The organism is Methylopila sp. Yamaguchi (assembly GCF_002897035.1).
Taxonomy (GTDB): domain Bacteria; phylum Pseudomonadota; class Alphaproteobacteria; order Rhizobiales; family Methylopilaceae; genus Methylopila.
In genome coordinates, this window is sequence record NZ_BAUX01000025.1 from 14,237 (window position 1) to 29,529 (window position 15,293).

The following is a 15,293-nucleotide window of genomic DNA, read 5'->3' on the forward strand; positions in this document are numbered from 1 at the left end:
CTTTCCGCGCGAGCGATCGAACGTCCCATGTCCGACGACACGCGCTATGAAGGCTCCTTCTTCGGCCGCCGCCGCGGCAAGCCGTTGCGGGCTGGCCGCGCGGCGCGGATCGAGGACGACCTTCCCCGGCTGAAGGTCGACCTCGACCAGATTCCCGACGATCTGACGCGGCTGTTCGAGACGCCGGTGTCCGAGGTGCGCCTCGAGATCGGCTTCGGCGGCGCCGAGCATCTGCTGCATGAGGCGGAGACCAACCCGCACGTCGGCTTCATCGGAGTCGAGCCTTTCCTTTCGGGTCTCGCCAAGGGTCTGGCTGGCGTCGCCGAGCGGGACTTGCGCAACGTTCGTCTCTACGACGACGACGCGACGCAGCTGCTCGACCGACTGCCGCCCTCGTCCCTCACGCGGGTGGACCTGCTCTATCCCGACCCCTGGCCCAAGACGCGCCACTGGAAGCGCCGCTTCGTCTCGGACCAGAACCTCGGCCGCATCGCCCGCGTCTTGAAGCCCGGCGCGCCGTTCCGCTTCGCCTCCGACATCGACACCTACGTCGCCTGGACGCTGGAGCACGCGCGCCGTTCGAACGATTTCGAATGGACCGCGCGGCGCGCCGCCGATTGGCGTGAGCCCTGGGCCGGATGGCCGGGGACGCGCTACGAGGCGAAGGCGATCCGCGAAGGGCGGCGCGGGAGCTATCTGATCTTCCGCCGGCTCTGACGCTTCAGACCGAGGTTCCGCGCCGGGCCGCGCGCGACAGCCGGAACAGCACCAGCGTCGCCACCCCGAAGAAGGCGACGGTGATCGGCAGCGGCAGCACGCCGCCGACGCCGAGCGTGCGGCCGAGCGCGACGCCGACGATCGCTCCGAACGCCATCTGACTGAAGCCGACGAGCGATGAGGCCGCGCCGGCCCGCTCCGGGAACGGCTGCAGCGCGGACGCCATGCTCTGCGGCATCACCAGTCCAACGCCGAACAGATAGATCATCATCGGCGCGACCACCTCGGCCGGAGACCCCGGCCCCAGGGTGACGAGGGCCAGCATCAGGCAGCCGCCGAACGCGACGGCGCAGGCGCCAAGGCCGATCGCGCCGTCGAGCCCGCGGGTCTTCACCAGCGGCCCCGCGGCGAGCGTGCCGCCGATGAAGCCGATTACCCCGATCGCGAAGGCTGCGGCGTAGGCGATTTCGGAGAGCTTGTAGACCGACTGGAGGATGAACGACGAGGTCGAGATGTAGGCGAACAAGCCGCCGAAGGCGATCACGGTCAGCCCGAGATAGGACAGAAACCCCTTGTGGCGCAGCAGCATGCGGTAGCTGGCGAGCACCGTGCGCGGGCTGAGCGCGCCGGTGGTTCGCGCCCGGAGCGTCTCCGGCAGCAGGAGCGCGACGACCAGCATTTCGAAGGCGAGCACGACGGTCAGCAGCACGAAGGTGGCGCGCCAGTTGAAGGTCGTTTCGAGCACGCCGCCGATCAGTGGCGCCGCCGCGGGCACCACGCCGAGGATCGTCGCCATCCGCGCAAGCTCGCGGGCCGCGCGGGGCCCGGAGTAGAGATCGCGCACGATCGAGCGCGCCAGCACGACCGGCCCCGCGCCTCCCAGCGCTTGCACGAAGCGGGCCGCGATCAGCATCTCGATCGAGGGCGCGAGCGCGCAGAGCGCACTTCCGAAGGTGAACAGGGCGAGACTTGCGATCAGCGTCGGCTTGCGGCCTCGCGCGTCCGACATCGGGCCATAGACGATCTGGCCCGCGGCGAACCCAAGGAGAAAGGCCGAGAGCGTGAGCTGACCCTCGGCGGGGCTCGCGCCGAGCGCGGCCGTGAGATGCGGCAGCGACGGCAGATACATGTCGATCGCAAGCGGCCCGACCGCCGTCAGCAGCGCGAGCAGGCACGTGAGAGCGAATGTGTCGGGCCGCAGATGCATCGGACGCCGGAAGACGAGGCGGAAGGCTGCGCAGATAGGCCGGGCGCCGGCGAGGTCGAGGCGCGACGGCTCAGCCGTACCGGTGCAGCGTCGCCCCGTGGGCCTTGAGCCAGGCCTCCGCCCGGTCGTAATCGGGAACGATGCGCGCGACGTGCGCCCAGTACCGCGGCCCGTGATTCATCTCCTTGCGGTGCGCGACCTCATGGGCGGCGAGATAGTCGAGCACGTAAGGCGGCGCCAGAATGAGCCGCCAGGAGAAGGCGAGATCGCCGGCGACCGAGCACGAGCCCCAGCGGCTCTTGGTGTCCTTGATCGTCATCCGTCCGACCGTCACGCCCAGCGCCGCGGCGTGGCGCCGGACCGCCTCCGTGAGGTCGTCGCGGGCCTCGCGCTTCAGGAAGTCGCCGAGCCGGCGCGCCGCGTGCGCGGCGAGGCCGTAGACCGCGAGGACCGGCGTGTCTCCCCGCAGGCCAGGCTCCACGCGCACGAGCCCGCGGACGCTCTCCTTCAGCACGATGCGATGCGGCTCTCCCCGCAGCGGGATGATCTCGCCCTGGGCAAAGGGCACGCGCTCCGGCAGTCTGGCGAGACGCTGCTCGATCCAGCCGACGTGGCGCTCCACGAAATCGCGCGCGGCGGCGAGCGACGTGCGCGCCGGCAGCGTCAGAGTCACGTCGCGCGCGGCGGAGCGCACCCGGAGCGTCATCCGCCGCGCCTGGGGGTTCCGCCGGACCGCGATCGCGACCTCGCCGAGCCGGGTGTCGACGCGCAACGCGCCGTCGTGCAGGCGCGCGTCGGGACGCGCCAGAAGCGGCAGGGCACGGAAGGCGCGGAACAGCGACATGGCGACCGGACGGTGGTGGGCCGACCGCCGGAAAGGCGGCGAATCAGCGTCGCCGCCGACTTTAGCCGCGCGGATTCCGGCTGCGCGACCCTTTCATCCTCAGCTCGCGACGCCGTCCACGGCTTCGAGCAGGCGCGCGATATCTTCGTCGCGCGACAAGCGATGGTCGCCGTCCTTGATCAAGGTCACGACCACGTCGTCCTCGGCGAGGCGTTCGACCGTGCGCAGGGCGTGCTCCCACGGCACGTCAGGGTCGCGCATGCCCTGCAGGATGTGGATCGGCGCGCCCACGCGGATCGGACCGCCAAGCAGCAGATGGTCTCTGCCCTCCTCGATGAACCGCCGGGTGATCGGGTACGGCTCAGGCGCATAGTCGCTGTGGCGCAGCCAACGGCCGGTCTCCAGGATCTCGGCGCGAACCTCCTCCGAGAATCGGTCCCACATCAGCGCCTCGCTGAAATCGACGGCCGGCGCGATCAGCACGAGGCCGGAGGGGGGCCGCGCCATGCGCCGCGCGACCAGGAGCGCGATCCAGCCGCCCATCGACGAGCCGACCAGAACGGGCGCCGGTCCGGCGTGCGCCTCGATCGCCGCGAGCGCGTCCTCGGTCCAGGAGCCGATCGTGCCGTCCTCGAACCGCCCGCCCGAACCACCGTGCCCGGAGTAGTCGAACCGGAGCGCGGCTCGGCCTTTCTCTGCCGCCCAGGCATCCAGCGCGGTCGCCTTCGTCGCAGTCATGTCGGAGCGGAAACCGCCGAGCCAGACCACGCAGGGCCCGGTCCCGGGCCGCACCAGCAGCGCGATCTCGCGCGCCTCCGCGCCTTCGCCCACCGTCAGGCTGAGGGAGGTGATCTCGGGCATGCGCTCGCCTCGCTGTGCTCAGACGATCCTCGCAGCGTGCGAAAGATCATGGCGCGCACGCTTGGCACAGGACGGCCCTGACGTCACGCCTCGCGGCCCGCAAGGGGGCCGGAGCGGTGCGCGCTTCGGCCCAGGCTCATTGCGCAAGCCCGGCGGAGGCTGCTAACCCCCAGGGCGACGTTCTGCGGCGGAAGACCCTCGTTCATGACCTCTCCACGCTTTCGCATCGGCACCCGCGGCAGCCCGCTTGCGCTCTGGCAGGCGAACCGGGTGCGCGACGACCTGATCGCTGCCCATGGCCTCACGCCGGAGGCGGTCGAGATCGTGACCATCAAGACCACGGGCGACGCCATCCAGGACCGGCCGCTGTCGGAGGCCGGCGGCAAGGGCCTGTTCGTCAAGGAGATCGACGAGGCCCTGCTCGACCGGCGCGTCGACCTCGCCGTGCATTCCGCCAAGGACCTGCCCACCGAACTCGCGCCCGGCACCGACCTCTTCGCGACGCTCGAGCGCGCCGACGTGCGCGACGCGCTGATCGGCGGGTCGGCGCGGACGCTGAACGAGCTGCCAGCGGGCGCGATCGTCGGCACCGCTTCGCTTCGCCGCGCGGCTCTGGTGCGCCGCCTCCGGCCCGATCTCGAGGTCGTCTCCTTTCGCGGCAACGTGCAGACCCGACTGGACAAGCTCGGGCGCGGCGAGGCCCACGCCACCCTCCTCGCGCTCGCGGGCCTGACCCGCCTCGGCCTTCAGGGCCACGCCACCGAGATCCTCGACGTCGACGATTTTCCCCCGGCGCTCGGGCAGGGCGCGATCGCGGTGACGGCGCGTGAGGATGACGACGCCACCCGCCAGGCCTTGCGCGCGCTCGACCATGCGGCGACGGCGGCTGCTCTCGCCTGCGAACGGAGCTTCCTGGCCGTTCTCGACGGCTCGTGCCGCACGCCGATCGCAGGCCTCGCGCGCGCCGAAGAGGGCCGGCTCCGGTTCCGCGGACTGGTGCTCTCCATCGACGGCGCCCGCACCGTGGAAGGCGTGATCGAGGGCGACCCGGCGGACGCCGCACGGCTTGGAGCCGAGCTCGGCCGCGACGTGAAGGCGCGCACGCCCGCCGATCTGCTTGCGGCCTTCGGCTGACGGCGCCCGCGATGAAGGTCCTCGTGCTTCGCCCGGAACGCGCTGCGGTACGCACGGCCCGCGCGCTCGAGGCGCGCGGAATGACAGCAGTTCTTGCGCCCGTGCTCACGATCGAGACCCTCGACGCCCCTGTTCCCGACGTCGCCTATAACGCCGTGCTCGCGACCAGCGCCAACGGCCTGCGCAAGCTCAAGGACCGGCGGGAGATCGGGCGACTGCGCGAGGTTCCGCTGATCGCCGTCGGGGATCGCACCGCGGAGGCCGGCCGCGAGGTGGGTTTCTCCGTCGTGCACGTCGCCGAGGGCGACGGCCGCTCGCTGGTGGCGGACGCCTCCGCGCTGTTTCCCACGCCCGCGCGCTTTCTGCACGCCGCCGGCGCCGACCGCGCGTTCGACGTAGCCGGCGCGCTAGCCGCGCACGGCCATACGGTTGACGTCGTGGAGCTCTATCGGGCGGCCGCCGCCTCCGCTCTGCCCGAGGTCGCGCGGACCGCTCTTTCCGCCGGAGAGATCGACGCCGTGCTGCACCACTCCCGCCGCATCGCCGAGACGTTCCTGACGCTTGGGGCCGCCGCAGGGCTGACGGAAGCGATCCGTCCGCTCCCTCACGCCGCGTTGGCGCTGCGGGTGGCGGAGCCTCTGTTCGCAGCGGGTTGTCCGACCGTGGCGGTCGCGGCGCGGCCGGACGAAGCCGCCTTGCTCGACGCGCTCGCCGGCGTGATCGACCCCCGCTCGCAATCCGGGGGCGAGCGTTCTAATTAGGTAGCGGCGGACGCCCGGGAACGGACGGCCCCATCTTCCCGTGACCAGTCAGGAGCGGCCTATGGCGGACCCCAAAGGACCCGAGACAACGACCGGCGGCGGCGCGCCCTCCGCGCGGCCGAAGGCTCCGACCCTCGACCTGAAGGCCGCCGACGTGACGCCCAAGGACGCGGCGAAGTCCTCCGCAACGACCGCGCCCGCCGACGCTAAGGACGCGCCCAAGCCTTCCAGCCCGGCCTCCTCGGCGAGCGCGCAGCAGCCGGGCGCGTCGCCCGCAGGCTCCCCCAATATCAAGGCGGCCGACGGCAAGCCCGCCTCCACGAGCTCTGCAAATCCCGCCTCGTCCGGTCCGGCCTCTTCCGGGGTCGTCGGCAGCCGCCCCGCTGGCGCGACCCCGAGCTTCGGCGGAACGAAGCCGACCGAATCCGGCGCACCCAAGCCAGGCGTCACGGGGCAAGACCCGTCCAAGACCGGCGCCAAATCCGAGTCTCCAAAAGCCGACCTCGGCAAGAGCGAGGCCGGCAAGCCGGCGGACCTCAAGTCTCCGGACTCCAAGCCTGCCGATTCGAAGCCGGCGGAAACAGGCGCCCCGACCCGGGTCGCAGCGGCTGTGACGCCGGCCCGCAGCGGCGCCGGGGTCCTTGGTCTTGCCGGCTCCGCGCTGTTCGGCGCCGCGATCGCGCTGGGCGTGGTCGCGCTTTATGGCCAGGAGCTGATTGGAGGGGACGGCTCTCAGTCGACCCGCGTCGCGGCGGTCGAAGGCAAGCTCGACGCGGTCGGCCGTGACGTGGCCGCTCTTCGCGAACGTGCGGGCCAGACCGCGCAGACCGCCGACACCTCCGCCATCGAAGCCCGCATCTCCGAGCTCGCCCGCACCATTGACGGCTCCGGTGCGCGCGTCGCGGCCCTCGAGGGCGAAATCCGGGGCCTCGCGGGTCGTGAACAGGCGCCGACCATAGACCCTGCCGCCGTCGACGCCCTCGCGAAGCGCGTCGATGGCCTGGAGGCCAAGATCGCCGACGCGCCGACCCGCGAAGCGATCGCCGAACTCGGCGCCCGGATCGACGCTGCGGTGAAGCCGCTCAACGAGAAGATCGCCGCGCTCGACGCCGCGCTCAAGGCCCGTCCGGTGGGCGATCCTGCGGCGCGACTGGTCACCGCCTTCGCCGCCATCGACCAGGCCGTCGCAGCCGGCCGGCCGTTCCCGGCCGAACTCGCCGCCGCCAAGGCGGCCGGCGGCGACGTCGCGCCGCTCGAGCCCTATGCGGCCAGCGGCGCGCCCACGAAGGCCGCGCTCGGCGCGGAGCTTCGGGACGTGATGGCGAAGCTGCCGCCGCTCAAGCCCGCCGCCGACGCCTCCGTCTTCGACCGCCTCGTCGCGAGTGCGGGCTCGGTGGTCAAGGTCACGCCCGCGACCGCTCCGGCGGGATCGGCGCCGGCGGACGTCCGCGCCCGGGTGACCGCCAAGGCCTCCGCCGGCGATCTCGAGGGGGCGCTTGCCGACATCGAGGCGCTCGATCCGGACGCCAAGGCCGCTACGGCCGCTTGGGCCGACAAGGCGAAAGCCCGTCTTGCGGCCGAGGAGGCCGTCGCCACTGCCCGCACCGCCGCGCTTGCGCGCCTTGGCGCCACCGACTGAGGTCCATCGAGCATGGTTCGCGTTCTGATCTACCTCGCTCTTGTCGGGGTCTTCGCCTTCGGCGCCGTCTGGGTCGTGGACCGTCCAGGCGAGCTTGTGCTCACCTGGCAGGGCTATCGCGTCGAGACCAGCGTTGCGGTCGCGCTCGCCTTCGTGGCGGCGCTGGTGTGCGCCACCGTCGTTCTCTGGAACGTCATGCGCTGGATCCTTGCCGGACCCGAGGCCTTTGCGCTGTTCCGGCGCAATCGGCGCCGCGCCAAGGGCTACAAGGCCATCGCGCGCGGCGTGGTGGCGGTGGGCACAGGCGACGCCCGTCAGGCCGGGCGCGAGGCCTCGGAGGCTCGGCGCCTGCTCGGGAAGGAGCCGCTGACGCTGGTGCTTGCGGCGCAGGCCGCGCAGCTCGCCGGCGACCGCACCGGGGCTGAGGCCGCCTTCCGCGCCATGACCGATTCGCCCGAGACCCGCTCGCTCGGCTTGCGCGGGCTGTTCGTTGAGGCCGAGCGTCGCGGGGATCGCGCGGGCGCCAAGGCTCTGGCCGAGGAGGCCGCGCGCCAGTCGCCGGAGACCCCCTGGGCCGGCCAGGCGCTGTTCGACTTCCAGTGCGCCGAGCGCGACTGGGGCGGAGCTCTCTCGACGCTGGAGCGGCTATCCGCCAACCGCCTGATGGACAAGGCCGAAGTGAAGCGTCGGCGCGCCGTGCTGCTGACCGCACAAGCGACCGACGGCGCGGCTGCCGATCCCGCGCTCGCCGTGAAGCGCGCCCGTGAGGCGCACGGGCTCGCGCCGGACTTCGTGCCCGCGGCGGCGCTGGCCGGGCGTCTGCTCGCCGAGCAGGGCGACCCGCGGAAGGCCGCGAAGATCGTCGAGACGACCTGGGCCAAGGCCCCACCCCGATCTCGCCGAGGTCTACGTGCATGCGAAGCCCGGCGACCCGGCGCTCGCCAAACTGAAGCGCGCCAAGGCCCTCGCCGAACGCTCCGGCGACGACCCGGAGGGACTCTTGGCGGTCGCCCGCGCCGCGATCGCGGCCCGCGAGTTCGAGACCGCCCGCGCGGCCGCCGACAAGCTCATCTCGATCCGTCCGACCGCGCGCGCCTGCCTGCTGATGGCGGAGCTCGAGGACATCGAGAACGGCGACACCGGCAGCGCACGCCAGTGGCTCGCCCGGGCCTTGCGCGCGGCGCGCGATCCGGCCTGGGTCGCCGACGGCGTGGCGAGCGACACATGGGCGCCCGTCTCGCCCGTCACCGGCCGGCTCGACGCCTTTGTCTGGAAGGTCCCGGTCGAGGAGACGCGTCCCAAGCTCGCCGCGGACGCCTGGTTGGATCAGCGGCCGGGCGCCGACGCCAGCATGATCGCGCCCAGCGCGCCGTCTTCGGTGCTGCCGCGCAAGATGCCCGAGTTGATCGACCCCGCGGATGCGCCGCCGCCCGCTCAGGCGGCCGCGCCCAAGCCGGTCTCGAAAGTCGAAGCGCCGAAGGCCGAGCCGGCGAAACCGGGACTGGTCGAGGTGGTTCCACCCCCGAAGAGCCATACTCCTGCCGCCACGCCGGTCACGCCGGCGCCGTCCAAGCCCTTGGCGGCCAAGCCCACCGCGGCCGTGTTCCCGCTGAGCCGGGCGCCCGACGATCCCGGCCCCGCCGCCGCAGAGCCTGTCGACGCGGTCGCGACCAAGCGGTTTCCTGCGGACCGACCAAGCTTCTAGCCTGCCGTCTCACCTTGTCCCACGACGCTCCGCGCCGCATTTAGGAGCGACCCGAGGACAAGACCCATGACACGGCCAGAACCCGCACACGCCTTCGCCGCCGGCGCCTCCGCGCCGGCGAGCGTGACGCTCGACGTCGAAGGCATGCACTGCGCGGCCTGCGCTGAGCGGATCGAGCGGGTGCTGGGCCGCACGCCGGGGATCGCCTCCGCCGTCGTGAACCTCCCGCTGGAACGCGCCGACGTCCGTTTCGACGGGCCGGCGGATCCCGCCGCCGCCGTCGCCGCCGTGCGGCGCGCCGGCTACGACGCGCATGTTCGCCCCTCGGGTTCGCAAGCGCGCCGAGCGGCCGACGAGGCTCGGGCAGTCGCCCGCCGCGCCGACGAGCGGCGGACCGCCGCCCTCCTGATCATGACGGCCGTGCTGGGCGCTCCCTTCCTCGTCGAAATGGCGGGCATGGCGGTCGGGGCCCACGGTCTGCTGCCGCCTTGGTTGCAGCTTGCGCTCGCCACGCCCGTCCAACTGCTCGTCGGCGCGCGGTTCTACCGCGGCGCCTGGGCGGCGTTGCGGGGCGGCGCCGCCAACATGGACGTGCTGGTCGCCCTCGGGTCCACCGCCGCCTATGGCTGGAGCGCGGTCGAGGTGCTCGCCTATGGCGGACACGGGGCTCTGTACTTCGAAGCCGCCGTGGCCGTGCTCGGCTTCGTGCTGCTCGGCAACCTGCTTCAGGCCCGCGCCACGGCCGGGGCGAGCGCGGCGCTGACGGCGCTCGGTGAGCTCATTCCAGGGCGCGCCCGCCTCCACCTGCCCGATGGCCGCGAGGAGGACGTCGCGGTGGACGCGCTGCGCGCCGGCGACATCGTCCGGGTGCGGCCGGGCGAGCGGTTCCCGGTGGACGGACTGGTGGTGGAGGGGCGCAGCGACGCCGACGAGCAGCTCGTCACGGGCGAGAGCAAGCCGGTCGCCAAAGCCGCGGGAGACGCCGTGATCGCCGGGGCGATGAACGGATCCGGGTCGCTGCTGGTGGAGGCCTCCGCCGTCGGCGAGGACGCGACCCCTGCCCGCATCGGTCGGCTGGTGGCGCGCGCACAGCTCGCCAAGGCGCCCGTGCAGCGTCTCGTGGACAGGGTCACGGCGGTCTTCGTGCCGGTGGTGGTCGGGATCGCCGCCGCGACCTTCGTCGGCTGGCTGCTGGCCGGGGCGGGAGCGGGCGCGGCGCTGGGCCACGCGATCGCGGTGCTTGTCATCGCCTGCCCCTGCGCGCTCGGCCTCGCGACCCCGGCGGCGCTCGTCGCCGGCACGGGCGCGGGCGCGCGCGCCGGCATCCTGGTGCGCGACATCGAAGCGCTCGAGCGCGCGGCGCGCGTGAACACCGTCGTATTCGACAAGACTGGGACGCTGACCGCCGGCCGGCCCGCCCTGGTGGCGTCCGAGGCCCTCGACGGCGACGGTCAGCGCCTCGTCGCTCTTGCGGCCGCGATCGAGCGCGGGTCGGAACATCCTCTTGCCCAGGCGGTCGTGGAAGCCGCCGAGGGCCAAGGCCTCGACATCCCCGTCGCCCACGACATCCGCGCCGTGTCAGGCGAGGGAATCACCGGGACTGTGGATGGGTCCAAGATCGCCATCGGCGGCGTGCGCCTGTTGGCGGATATCGGAGCTCACACTGCGCCGATCGAGGCGATGCTGGCGCGCCACGCCGCCGAGGGCCGGACCGCCGTCGCGCTCTCGGAAGGACGTCGCGCCAAAGGCGTGCTGGCGTTTTCCGACGCCGCCCGGCCGAACGCCGCGGAAGCCGTGCGCCGGCTTCGGGAGGCCGGCGTCGAGGTCGTGATGCTAACCGGCGATTCGGCGGAAGCGGCGGCCCCCATTGCCCTCGGCGTCGGGATAGAGCGCGTGGAGGCGGGGGCGCGTCCGGCCGACAAGCTCGCCACGATCGCGCGGCTTCGGGCGGAAGGCCGCGTCGTCGCGATGGTGGGCGACGGCATCAATGACGCTCCGGCGCTCGCAGCGGCCGACATCGGCGTCGCGATGGGCGGCGGCGCCGACGTGGCGCTCGAGACCGCCGGAATCGCGCTGCTGCGCCCAGACCTCCGTCTCGCGCCTGCAGCACTGTCGCTTTCGCGCCGCACCGTGGCGACAATCCGCCAGAACCTCGTTTGGGCTTTCGCCTATAACGTGGTGGGTCTGCCCCTTGCGGCTCTTGGCTTTCTGTCGCCCGCAATCGCCGGCGCCGCCATGGCGCTGTCCTCCGTGAGCGTGGTCCTGAACGCCTTGAGACTTTCCCGTTGGAGAATGGATCCTTAATCCCTCCAGGCGCGTTATAGGCGCGCGTCACAAAGGGCGTTTGCGTCTCCTGGGGGTTTCTAAAATGCGCGTCGCGATTTTCTTCTCGACGATCCTGCTCTTCGTGCTCGCGGTCGCCTTGCTGCCGATGAGCGGACCGGCCGAAGCGGTGACCAAGTCCGGACAGCCGATCGTGGTGCGCAGCGCCCAGGGCGTTGTTCCGACGGTCCAGGCGCTTGAGGCCTCGCTGCGCCGCCGCGGCGTCTCCACGGTCGTGAAGGTCGAGCAGTCCGCCTCCGCCGCCCCGGCGACCCTCGTGCTCTTCGCAGACCCCCACCACACCGCCGACGCCTCGGCCCGCGCCCTGGATGCGCTCGACCTGCCGCTCCGCGCCCTGGTCTACATGGACGGTGACTCCGTCTCGATCGCCTATGACGATCCGAAGGCGCTGGTGAAGCGTCATGGTCTGAGCGCTGACGAAGCCGCCGCGGCCGGCCGCGCCGTCGCCGCCGTCGTGGCCGAGGCCGCCGGCTCCTGACGAAGCCTTCTCCGTCGCCGGAGCGCTCCCGCTCCGGCGCGGACACGTGATCCTCGCGGGCGCGCCTTTGCCTTCTCGCGACCGAAATCGCGCTATATCACGAAGCTCCACCGTCCTTCCTCGACGCTTGAGAGCTTCATGTCCCGCCGGCCTTCGCCCGACGCCCCCTCCGTTTCCCTTCTCGACCGCCGCACGCTGCTGCAGATCGGTCTCGCCGCACAGGCGGCGATCGCCTTCGCGACGCCCGCCGCTGCGCAGGTCGCAGCGGGCGACAACCTGAAGTTCGGTCCGGCTGAGCCCTTTTCCTACGACGGGCTGAAGGCGCTCGCGAAGGCGAAAGCGGCGAAACCCTACGCCGAGCCCCCGCGGCCGAACCCGGACATCGTCCGGAAGATTGATTACGACGCCCATGGCAAGCTGAAGTTCAACCCGGAGCACGCGCTCTACGGGAAGTCGCCGGGCGCCTATCCCATCACCTTCATGCACGTCGGCCAGTTCTTTCCCAAGACGGTCCGCATGCACGCGGTCGCCGAGGGCAAGTCGCGCGAGATCCTCTACGATCCCTCCTACTTCGACATGCCGGCGGATCACGTCGCCAAGGGCCTCCCGCCGCAGCCTTCGGCCTATGCAGGCCTCTGGATCCGCGAGGCCAAGGACCAGGTCACCGACAAAGGCGATTGGAAGACGCGCGAGCCCTTCGCGACCTTCCTCGGCGCGTCCTACTTCCGCGCGATCGGCGGCAAGGGACAGGTCGGCATGTCCGCGCGCGGCGTGGCGCTGTTCCCTCAGCCCGGGGCGGCGGAGGAATTTCCGGACTTTACGGCGTTCTGGTTCGAGCCGGCCAAGACCGACGGCGACCCTGTCACGGTCTATGCGCTGCTCGACGGACCGTCGCTCGCCGGCGCCTATCGCTTCCTGATCCATCGCACCGCCGGGACGCTGATGGAGATCGAGGCGACGGTGACCATGCGCCAGGACGTGCCGCGGCTCGGGCTCGCCGCGCTGACCTCAATGTACTGGTTCTCCGAGACCCAGAAGCCCTCGCTGATCGATTGGCGCCCCGAAGTGCACGACTCCGACGGCCTCGCCATGTGGACCGGCTCGGGCGAGAGGATCTGGCGCCCGTTGAACAACCCGCCGCGCATCATGACGTCAAGCTTCACCGACGAGCGCCCGCGCGGCTTCGGCCTTCTGCAGCGCGACCGCGTGTTCGACCACTATCAGGACGGCGTGAAGTACCAGGACCGCCCGTCGACCTGGGTCGAGCCGGTGGGCGACTGGGGCAAGGGCGTGGTGCAGCTCGTCGAGCTGCCGACCGACGACGAGATCCACGACAACGTGGTGGCCTACTGGATCCCCTCGGAGCCAACGAAGACCGGCGAAACCGTAGCGCTCGCCTACAAGCTGCACTGGCTCGACGAAGAGCCTTACCCCACCCCGCTCGGCCGCGTGGTGGCCACAAGGCTCGGCCGGGGCGGCCAGCCCGGTCTGCCGCGGCCGCCAGGCGTGCGCAAGTTCATGGTCGAGTTCCTGGGCGGGCCGTTGACCGACATCCCCTACGGCCAGACCGTGGAGCCGGTGCTCTGGGCCTCCCGCGGGACGTTCTCCTACGTCTTCGCCGAGGCGGTGCCGAGCGACGTGCCGGGCCATTGGCGCGCGCAGTTCGACCTGACGGCGCAGGGGCCGGAGCCGGTCGAAATGCGCTGCTATATGAAGGTCGGGGATCGGGTGCTGACCGAGACGTGGCTGTATCAGTACATCCCGCCGGCGTGATTTCGGGGACGCGTCGCACGTCCCGCCTTGCATTCGGAGCGCCCTTTCGGTAGAGGGTGCGCCGTCGCCGCTTTAGCTCAGTTGGTAGAGCACGTCATTCGTAATGACGGGGTCGCGTGTTCGAGTCACGCAAGCGGCACCACTCCTTCCATCGAAATCGCGTCAGTGTCGCTTCCGCGTCCTACCGGACGTGGAGTTCGGCCGTCTATACCTCCGTTGACGCCCTGCGGGAGCACGCCGTTAGGCGTTCTGGGCGGAGCGGGGGCGAATGTTCGACAGTCTGCGGCATTTCATGAACGAGCTCGCCGGGACCGGCGAGGATGCGGCCAAGCCGTTCTCGGTGTCCGACCACCGCGTCGCCGCTGCGGCGCTGATGGTCCACCTGCTCGGTGTGGACGGGGTCGTCGAGGCGCAGGAGCGTGACGCGTTGCACGGCATCGTGCGGGCGCGGTTCGGCCTGTCCGAAAGCGAGACCGACGAACTTCTCGCGCTCGCCCGACAGCGCGATCAGGAAGCGGTCGACCTCTACGCCTTCACGAGCGTGCTCAAGCGCTCATTGGACGCGGAGGGCCGGGCGGGCGTGATCGAGATGATGTGGGAGCTCGTGTTCTCGGACGGCGCCGTCAACGAGCTTGAGGACAATGTGGTCTGGCGCGTCGCCGAGCTGCTCGGCGTTTCGACCCGCGAACGCGTGGAGCTGAAACGGCGCATCGCGGCCCGTGCGCGTCCGTTGTCGGACGCGCCCGTCAAGGACTGAGGCCTACGCGACGTGCCACTCTGCGACGGCGCAGAGCGAGACCTGGTCCGAAGAGGGACTTAACTGTCCCCGCCCAATTCGCAATTTGCAAAACGCGACGCAAAACGCGACAGGCGCTGCGAAAGGCCTGTGGCGTTCTCACTAGCTATTGATGGTCTGAGCTCTCAAAGCCCCACATATTGGGCATGATCTCGCCTTCGTAACTTGGCAAGCCGCTTGCTCAACCAGGGTCGCCGGATCTGGTTCATGCGTACCGGCGTCAGTTCGGGCGGAGGCGGGGTTCCGTCGTCACGTGTTGGGACCCCCCTCCGCATCCCGACCTTCACGCCGGCTTCGGCCGCGTTCCGAAGATCGCGCTGCCGACCCGCACATGCGTCGCCCCGAACGGCACGGCGTCCGCGAAGTCGGAGCTCATTCCCATCGACAGGCCCTTGAGCCCGTTGCGTTGCGCGATCTGGTCGAGCAGCGCGAAATACGGCGCGGGCGGCTCGTCCACCGGCGGGATGCACATCAGCCCTTCGAGCTTCAGGCCATAGACGTGCCGGCACTGCGCGAGGAACGCGTCGGCCTCCTCCGGATCGACGCCCGCCTTCTGCGGCTCGGACCCCACGTTCACCTGCACGAAGAGTTTCAGGCTGCGGTCCTGCGCCGCCATCTCCTTCGCGATCGCCTGGGCGATCTTGGGCCGATCGATGGTGTGAATGGCGTCGAACAGCGCGACCGCTTCCGCGGTCTTGTTCGACTGGAGCGGGCCGATGAGGTGGAGCTCAACGTCCGGGAACCGCGTCTTCAGCTCCGGCCATTTGGCCTGCGACTCCTGCACCCGGTTCTCGCCGAACACGCGGTGGCCGGCCTCGAGCACGGGCAGGATGTCCGCCGCGTCGAAGGTCTTGGAGACGGCGATCAGCGTCGTCTCGCCCTCCGGTCGGCCGGCGGCGCGCTCCGCCTTGGCGAGAGCCGCGCGCACCAAAGCGAGGCGGGCGGGGGCGTCGGTCATCGCGGCTCCTCGGGACATGCGAAGCGCGCCCTCAGCGCGCGTGCGGAACGCCGAAACCTAAACGAGATCAAGGGGGG

General features: G+C 71.3%; 13 protein-coding genes, 1 tRNA gene and 1 pseudogene. 11 read left to right on the top strand and 4 right to left on the bottom strand.

Annotated elements, in window-relative coordinates; all coding sequences use genetic code 11:
- Positions 1 to 27: 27 nt before the first annotated feature.
- Complete coding sequence (gene trmB / locus METY_RS19970) at positions 28 to 717, top strand: tRNA (guanine(46)-N(7))-methyltransferase TrmB (RefSeq protein WP_103123147.1); 690 nt, start codon at positions 28 to 30, stop codon at positions 715 to 717.
- 4 nt (positions 718 to 721) lie between these two features.
- Here the strand turns inward: trmB and METY_RS19975 are convergent, their stop codons facing one another.
- From METY_RS19975 to METY_RS19985, 3 genes are all read right to left on the bottom strand, one after another.
- The gene (locus METY_RS19975) at positions 722 to 1,924 is read right to left on the bottom strand and encodes a multidrug effflux MFS transporter (protein ID WP_103123148.1); all 1,203 of its coding nucleotides are present in this window, start codon (positions 1,922 to 1,924) and stop codon (positions 722 to 724) included.
- Positions 1,925 to 1,994: 70 nt separating this feature from the next.
- Positions 1,995 to 2,768: a M48 family metallopeptidase gene (locus METY_RS19980; protein WP_103123149.1), complete on the bottom strand. Its 774-nt coding sequence runs from the start codon at positions 2,766 to 2,768 to the stop codon at positions 1,995 to 1,997.
- Positions 2,769 to 2,867: 99 nt separating this feature from the next.
- The gene (locus tag METY_RS19985) at positions 2,868 to 3,629 is read right to left on the bottom strand and encodes an alpha/beta hydrolase (RefSeq protein ID WP_103123150.1); all 762 of its coding nucleotides are present in this window, start codon (positions 3,627 to 3,629) and stop codon (positions 2,868 to 2,870) included.
- Between the two features lie 204 nt (positions 3,630 to 3,833).
- Between METY_RS19985 and hemC the strand changes: the two genes are divergently transcribed.
- From hemC to METY_RS20030, 10 genes and pseudogenes are all read left to right on the top strand, one after another.
- Positions 3,834 to 4,763 (top strand): hydroxymethylbilane synthase, encoded by a 930-nt coding sequence (gene hemC / locus METY_RS19990; RefSeq protein WP_103123151.1) that lies wholly within the window; start codon positions 3,834 to 3,836, stop codon positions 4,761 to 4,763.
- An 11-nt stretch (positions 4,764 to 4,774) separates the two neighbouring features.
- Positions 4,775 to 5,524 (top strand): uroporphyrinogen-III synthase, encoded by a 750-nt coding sequence (locus tag METY_RS19995; protein WP_103123152.1) that lies wholly within the window; start codon positions 4,775 to 4,777, stop codon positions 5,522 to 5,524.
- A 61-nt stretch (positions 5,525 to 5,585) separates the two neighbouring features.
- Positions 5,586 to 7,163, top strand: coding sequence for a hypothetical protein (locus METY_RS20000; RefSeq protein ID WP_103123153.1), 1,578 nt, complete (start codon positions 5,586 to 5,588; stop codon positions 7,161 to 7,163).
- 12 nt (positions 7,164 to 7,175) lie between these two features.
- Positions 7,176 to 7,511: pseudogene (locus tag METY_RS21535) on the top strand (heme biosynthesis HemY N-terminal domain-containing protein); the annotation flags it as partial.
- A 562-nt stretch (positions 7,512 to 8,073) separates the two neighbouring features.
- A complete protein-coding gene (locus METY_RS21540) occupies positions 8,074 to 8,868 on the top strand; it encodes a hypothetical protein (RefSeq protein WP_244593760.1) in 795 nt (264 codons plus the stop codon).
- Positions 8,869 to 8,934: 66 nt separating this feature from the next.
- Complete coding sequence (locus tag METY_RS20010; protein ID WP_103123154.1) at positions 8,935 to 11,172, top strand: heavy metal translocating P-type ATPase; 2,238 nt, start codon at positions 8,935 to 8,937, stop codon at positions 11,170 to 11,172.
- 64 nt (positions 11,173 to 11,236) lie between these two features.
- Complete coding sequence (locus METY_RS20015) at positions 11,237 to 11,689, top strand: hypothetical protein (protein WP_103123155.1); 453 nt, start codon at positions 11,237 to 11,239, stop codon at positions 11,687 to 11,689.
- A gap of 138 nt (positions 11,690 to 11,827) precedes the next feature.
- Complete coding sequence (locus tag METY_RS20020) at positions 11,828 to 13,462, top strand: glucan biosynthesis protein (protein WP_200819748.1); 1,635 nt, start codon at positions 11,828 to 11,830, stop codon at positions 13,460 to 13,462.
- Between the two features lie 66 nt (positions 13,463 to 13,528).
- Positions 13,529 to 13,604 (top strand) — tRNA-Thr (locus METY_RS20025).
- A gap of 126 nt (positions 13,605 to 13,730) precedes the next feature.
- Entirely contained in the window at positions 13,731 to 14,219 is a 489-nt protein-coding gene (locus METY_RS20030) for a tellurite resistance TerB family protein (RefSeq protein ID WP_103123157.1), read from the top strand.
- A 322-nt stretch (positions 14,220 to 14,541) separates the two neighbouring features.
- Here METY_RS20030 and METY_RS20035 read toward each other — a convergent pair whose 3' ends face one another.
- Complete coding sequence (locus METY_RS20035; protein ID WP_200819749.1) at positions 14,542 to 15,216, bottom strand: YggS family pyridoxal phosphate-dependent enzyme; 675 nt, start codon at positions 15,214 to 15,216, stop codon at positions 14,542 to 14,544.
- Positions 15,217 to 15,293 lie beyond the last annotated feature (77 nt).

Excerpts from the sequence above, each read along its gene's own strand:
- trmB (WP_103123147.1), top strand. The coding sequence starts at position 28 with ATGTCCGACGACACGCGCTATGAAGGCTCCTTCTTCGGCCGCCGCCGC.
- METY_RS19975 (WP_103123148.1), bottom strand. The coding sequence starts at position 1,924 with ATGCATCTGCGGCCCGACACATTCGCTCTCACGTGCCTGCTCGCGCTG.
- METY_RS19980 (WP_103123149.1), bottom strand. The coding sequence starts at position 2,768 with ATGTCGCTGTTCCGCGCCTTCCGTGCCCTGCCGCTTCTGGCGCGTCCC.
- METY_RS19985 (WP_103123150.1), bottom strand. The coding sequence starts at position 3,629 with ATGCCCGAGATCACCTCCCTCAGCCTGACGGTGGGCGAAGGCGCGGAG.
- hemC (WP_103123151.1), top strand. The coding sequence starts at position 3,834 with ATGACCTCTCCACGCTTTCGCATCGGCACCCGCGGCAGCCCGCTTGCG.
- METY_RS19995 (WP_103123152.1), top strand. The coding sequence starts at position 4,775 with ATGAAGGTCCTCGTGCTTCGCCCGGAACGCGCTGCGGTACGCACGGCC.
- METY_RS20000 (WP_103123153.1), top strand. The coding sequence starts at position 5,586 with ATGGCGGACCCCAAAGGACCCGAGACAACGACCGGCGGCGGCGCGCCC.
- METY_RS20010 (WP_103123154.1), top strand. The coding sequence starts at position 8,935 with ATGACACGGCCAGAACCCGCACACGCCTTCGCCGCCGGCGCCTCCGCG.
- METY_RS20015 (WP_103123155.1), top strand. The coding sequence starts at position 11,237 with ATGCGCGTCGCGATTTTCTTCTCGACGATCCTGCTCTTCGTGCTCGCG.
- METY_RS20020 (WP_200819748.1), top strand. The coding sequence starts at position 11,828 with ATGTCCCGCCGGCCTTCGCCCGACGCCCCCTCCGTTTCCCTTCTCGAC.
- METY_RS20030 (WP_103123157.1), top strand. The coding sequence starts at position 13,731 with ATGTTCGACAGTCTGCGGCATTTCATGAACGAGCTCGCCGGGACCGGC.
- METY_RS20035 (WP_200819749.1), bottom strand. The coding sequence starts at position 15,216 with ATGACCGACGCCCCCGCCCGCCTCGCTTTGGTGCGCGCGGCTCTCGCC.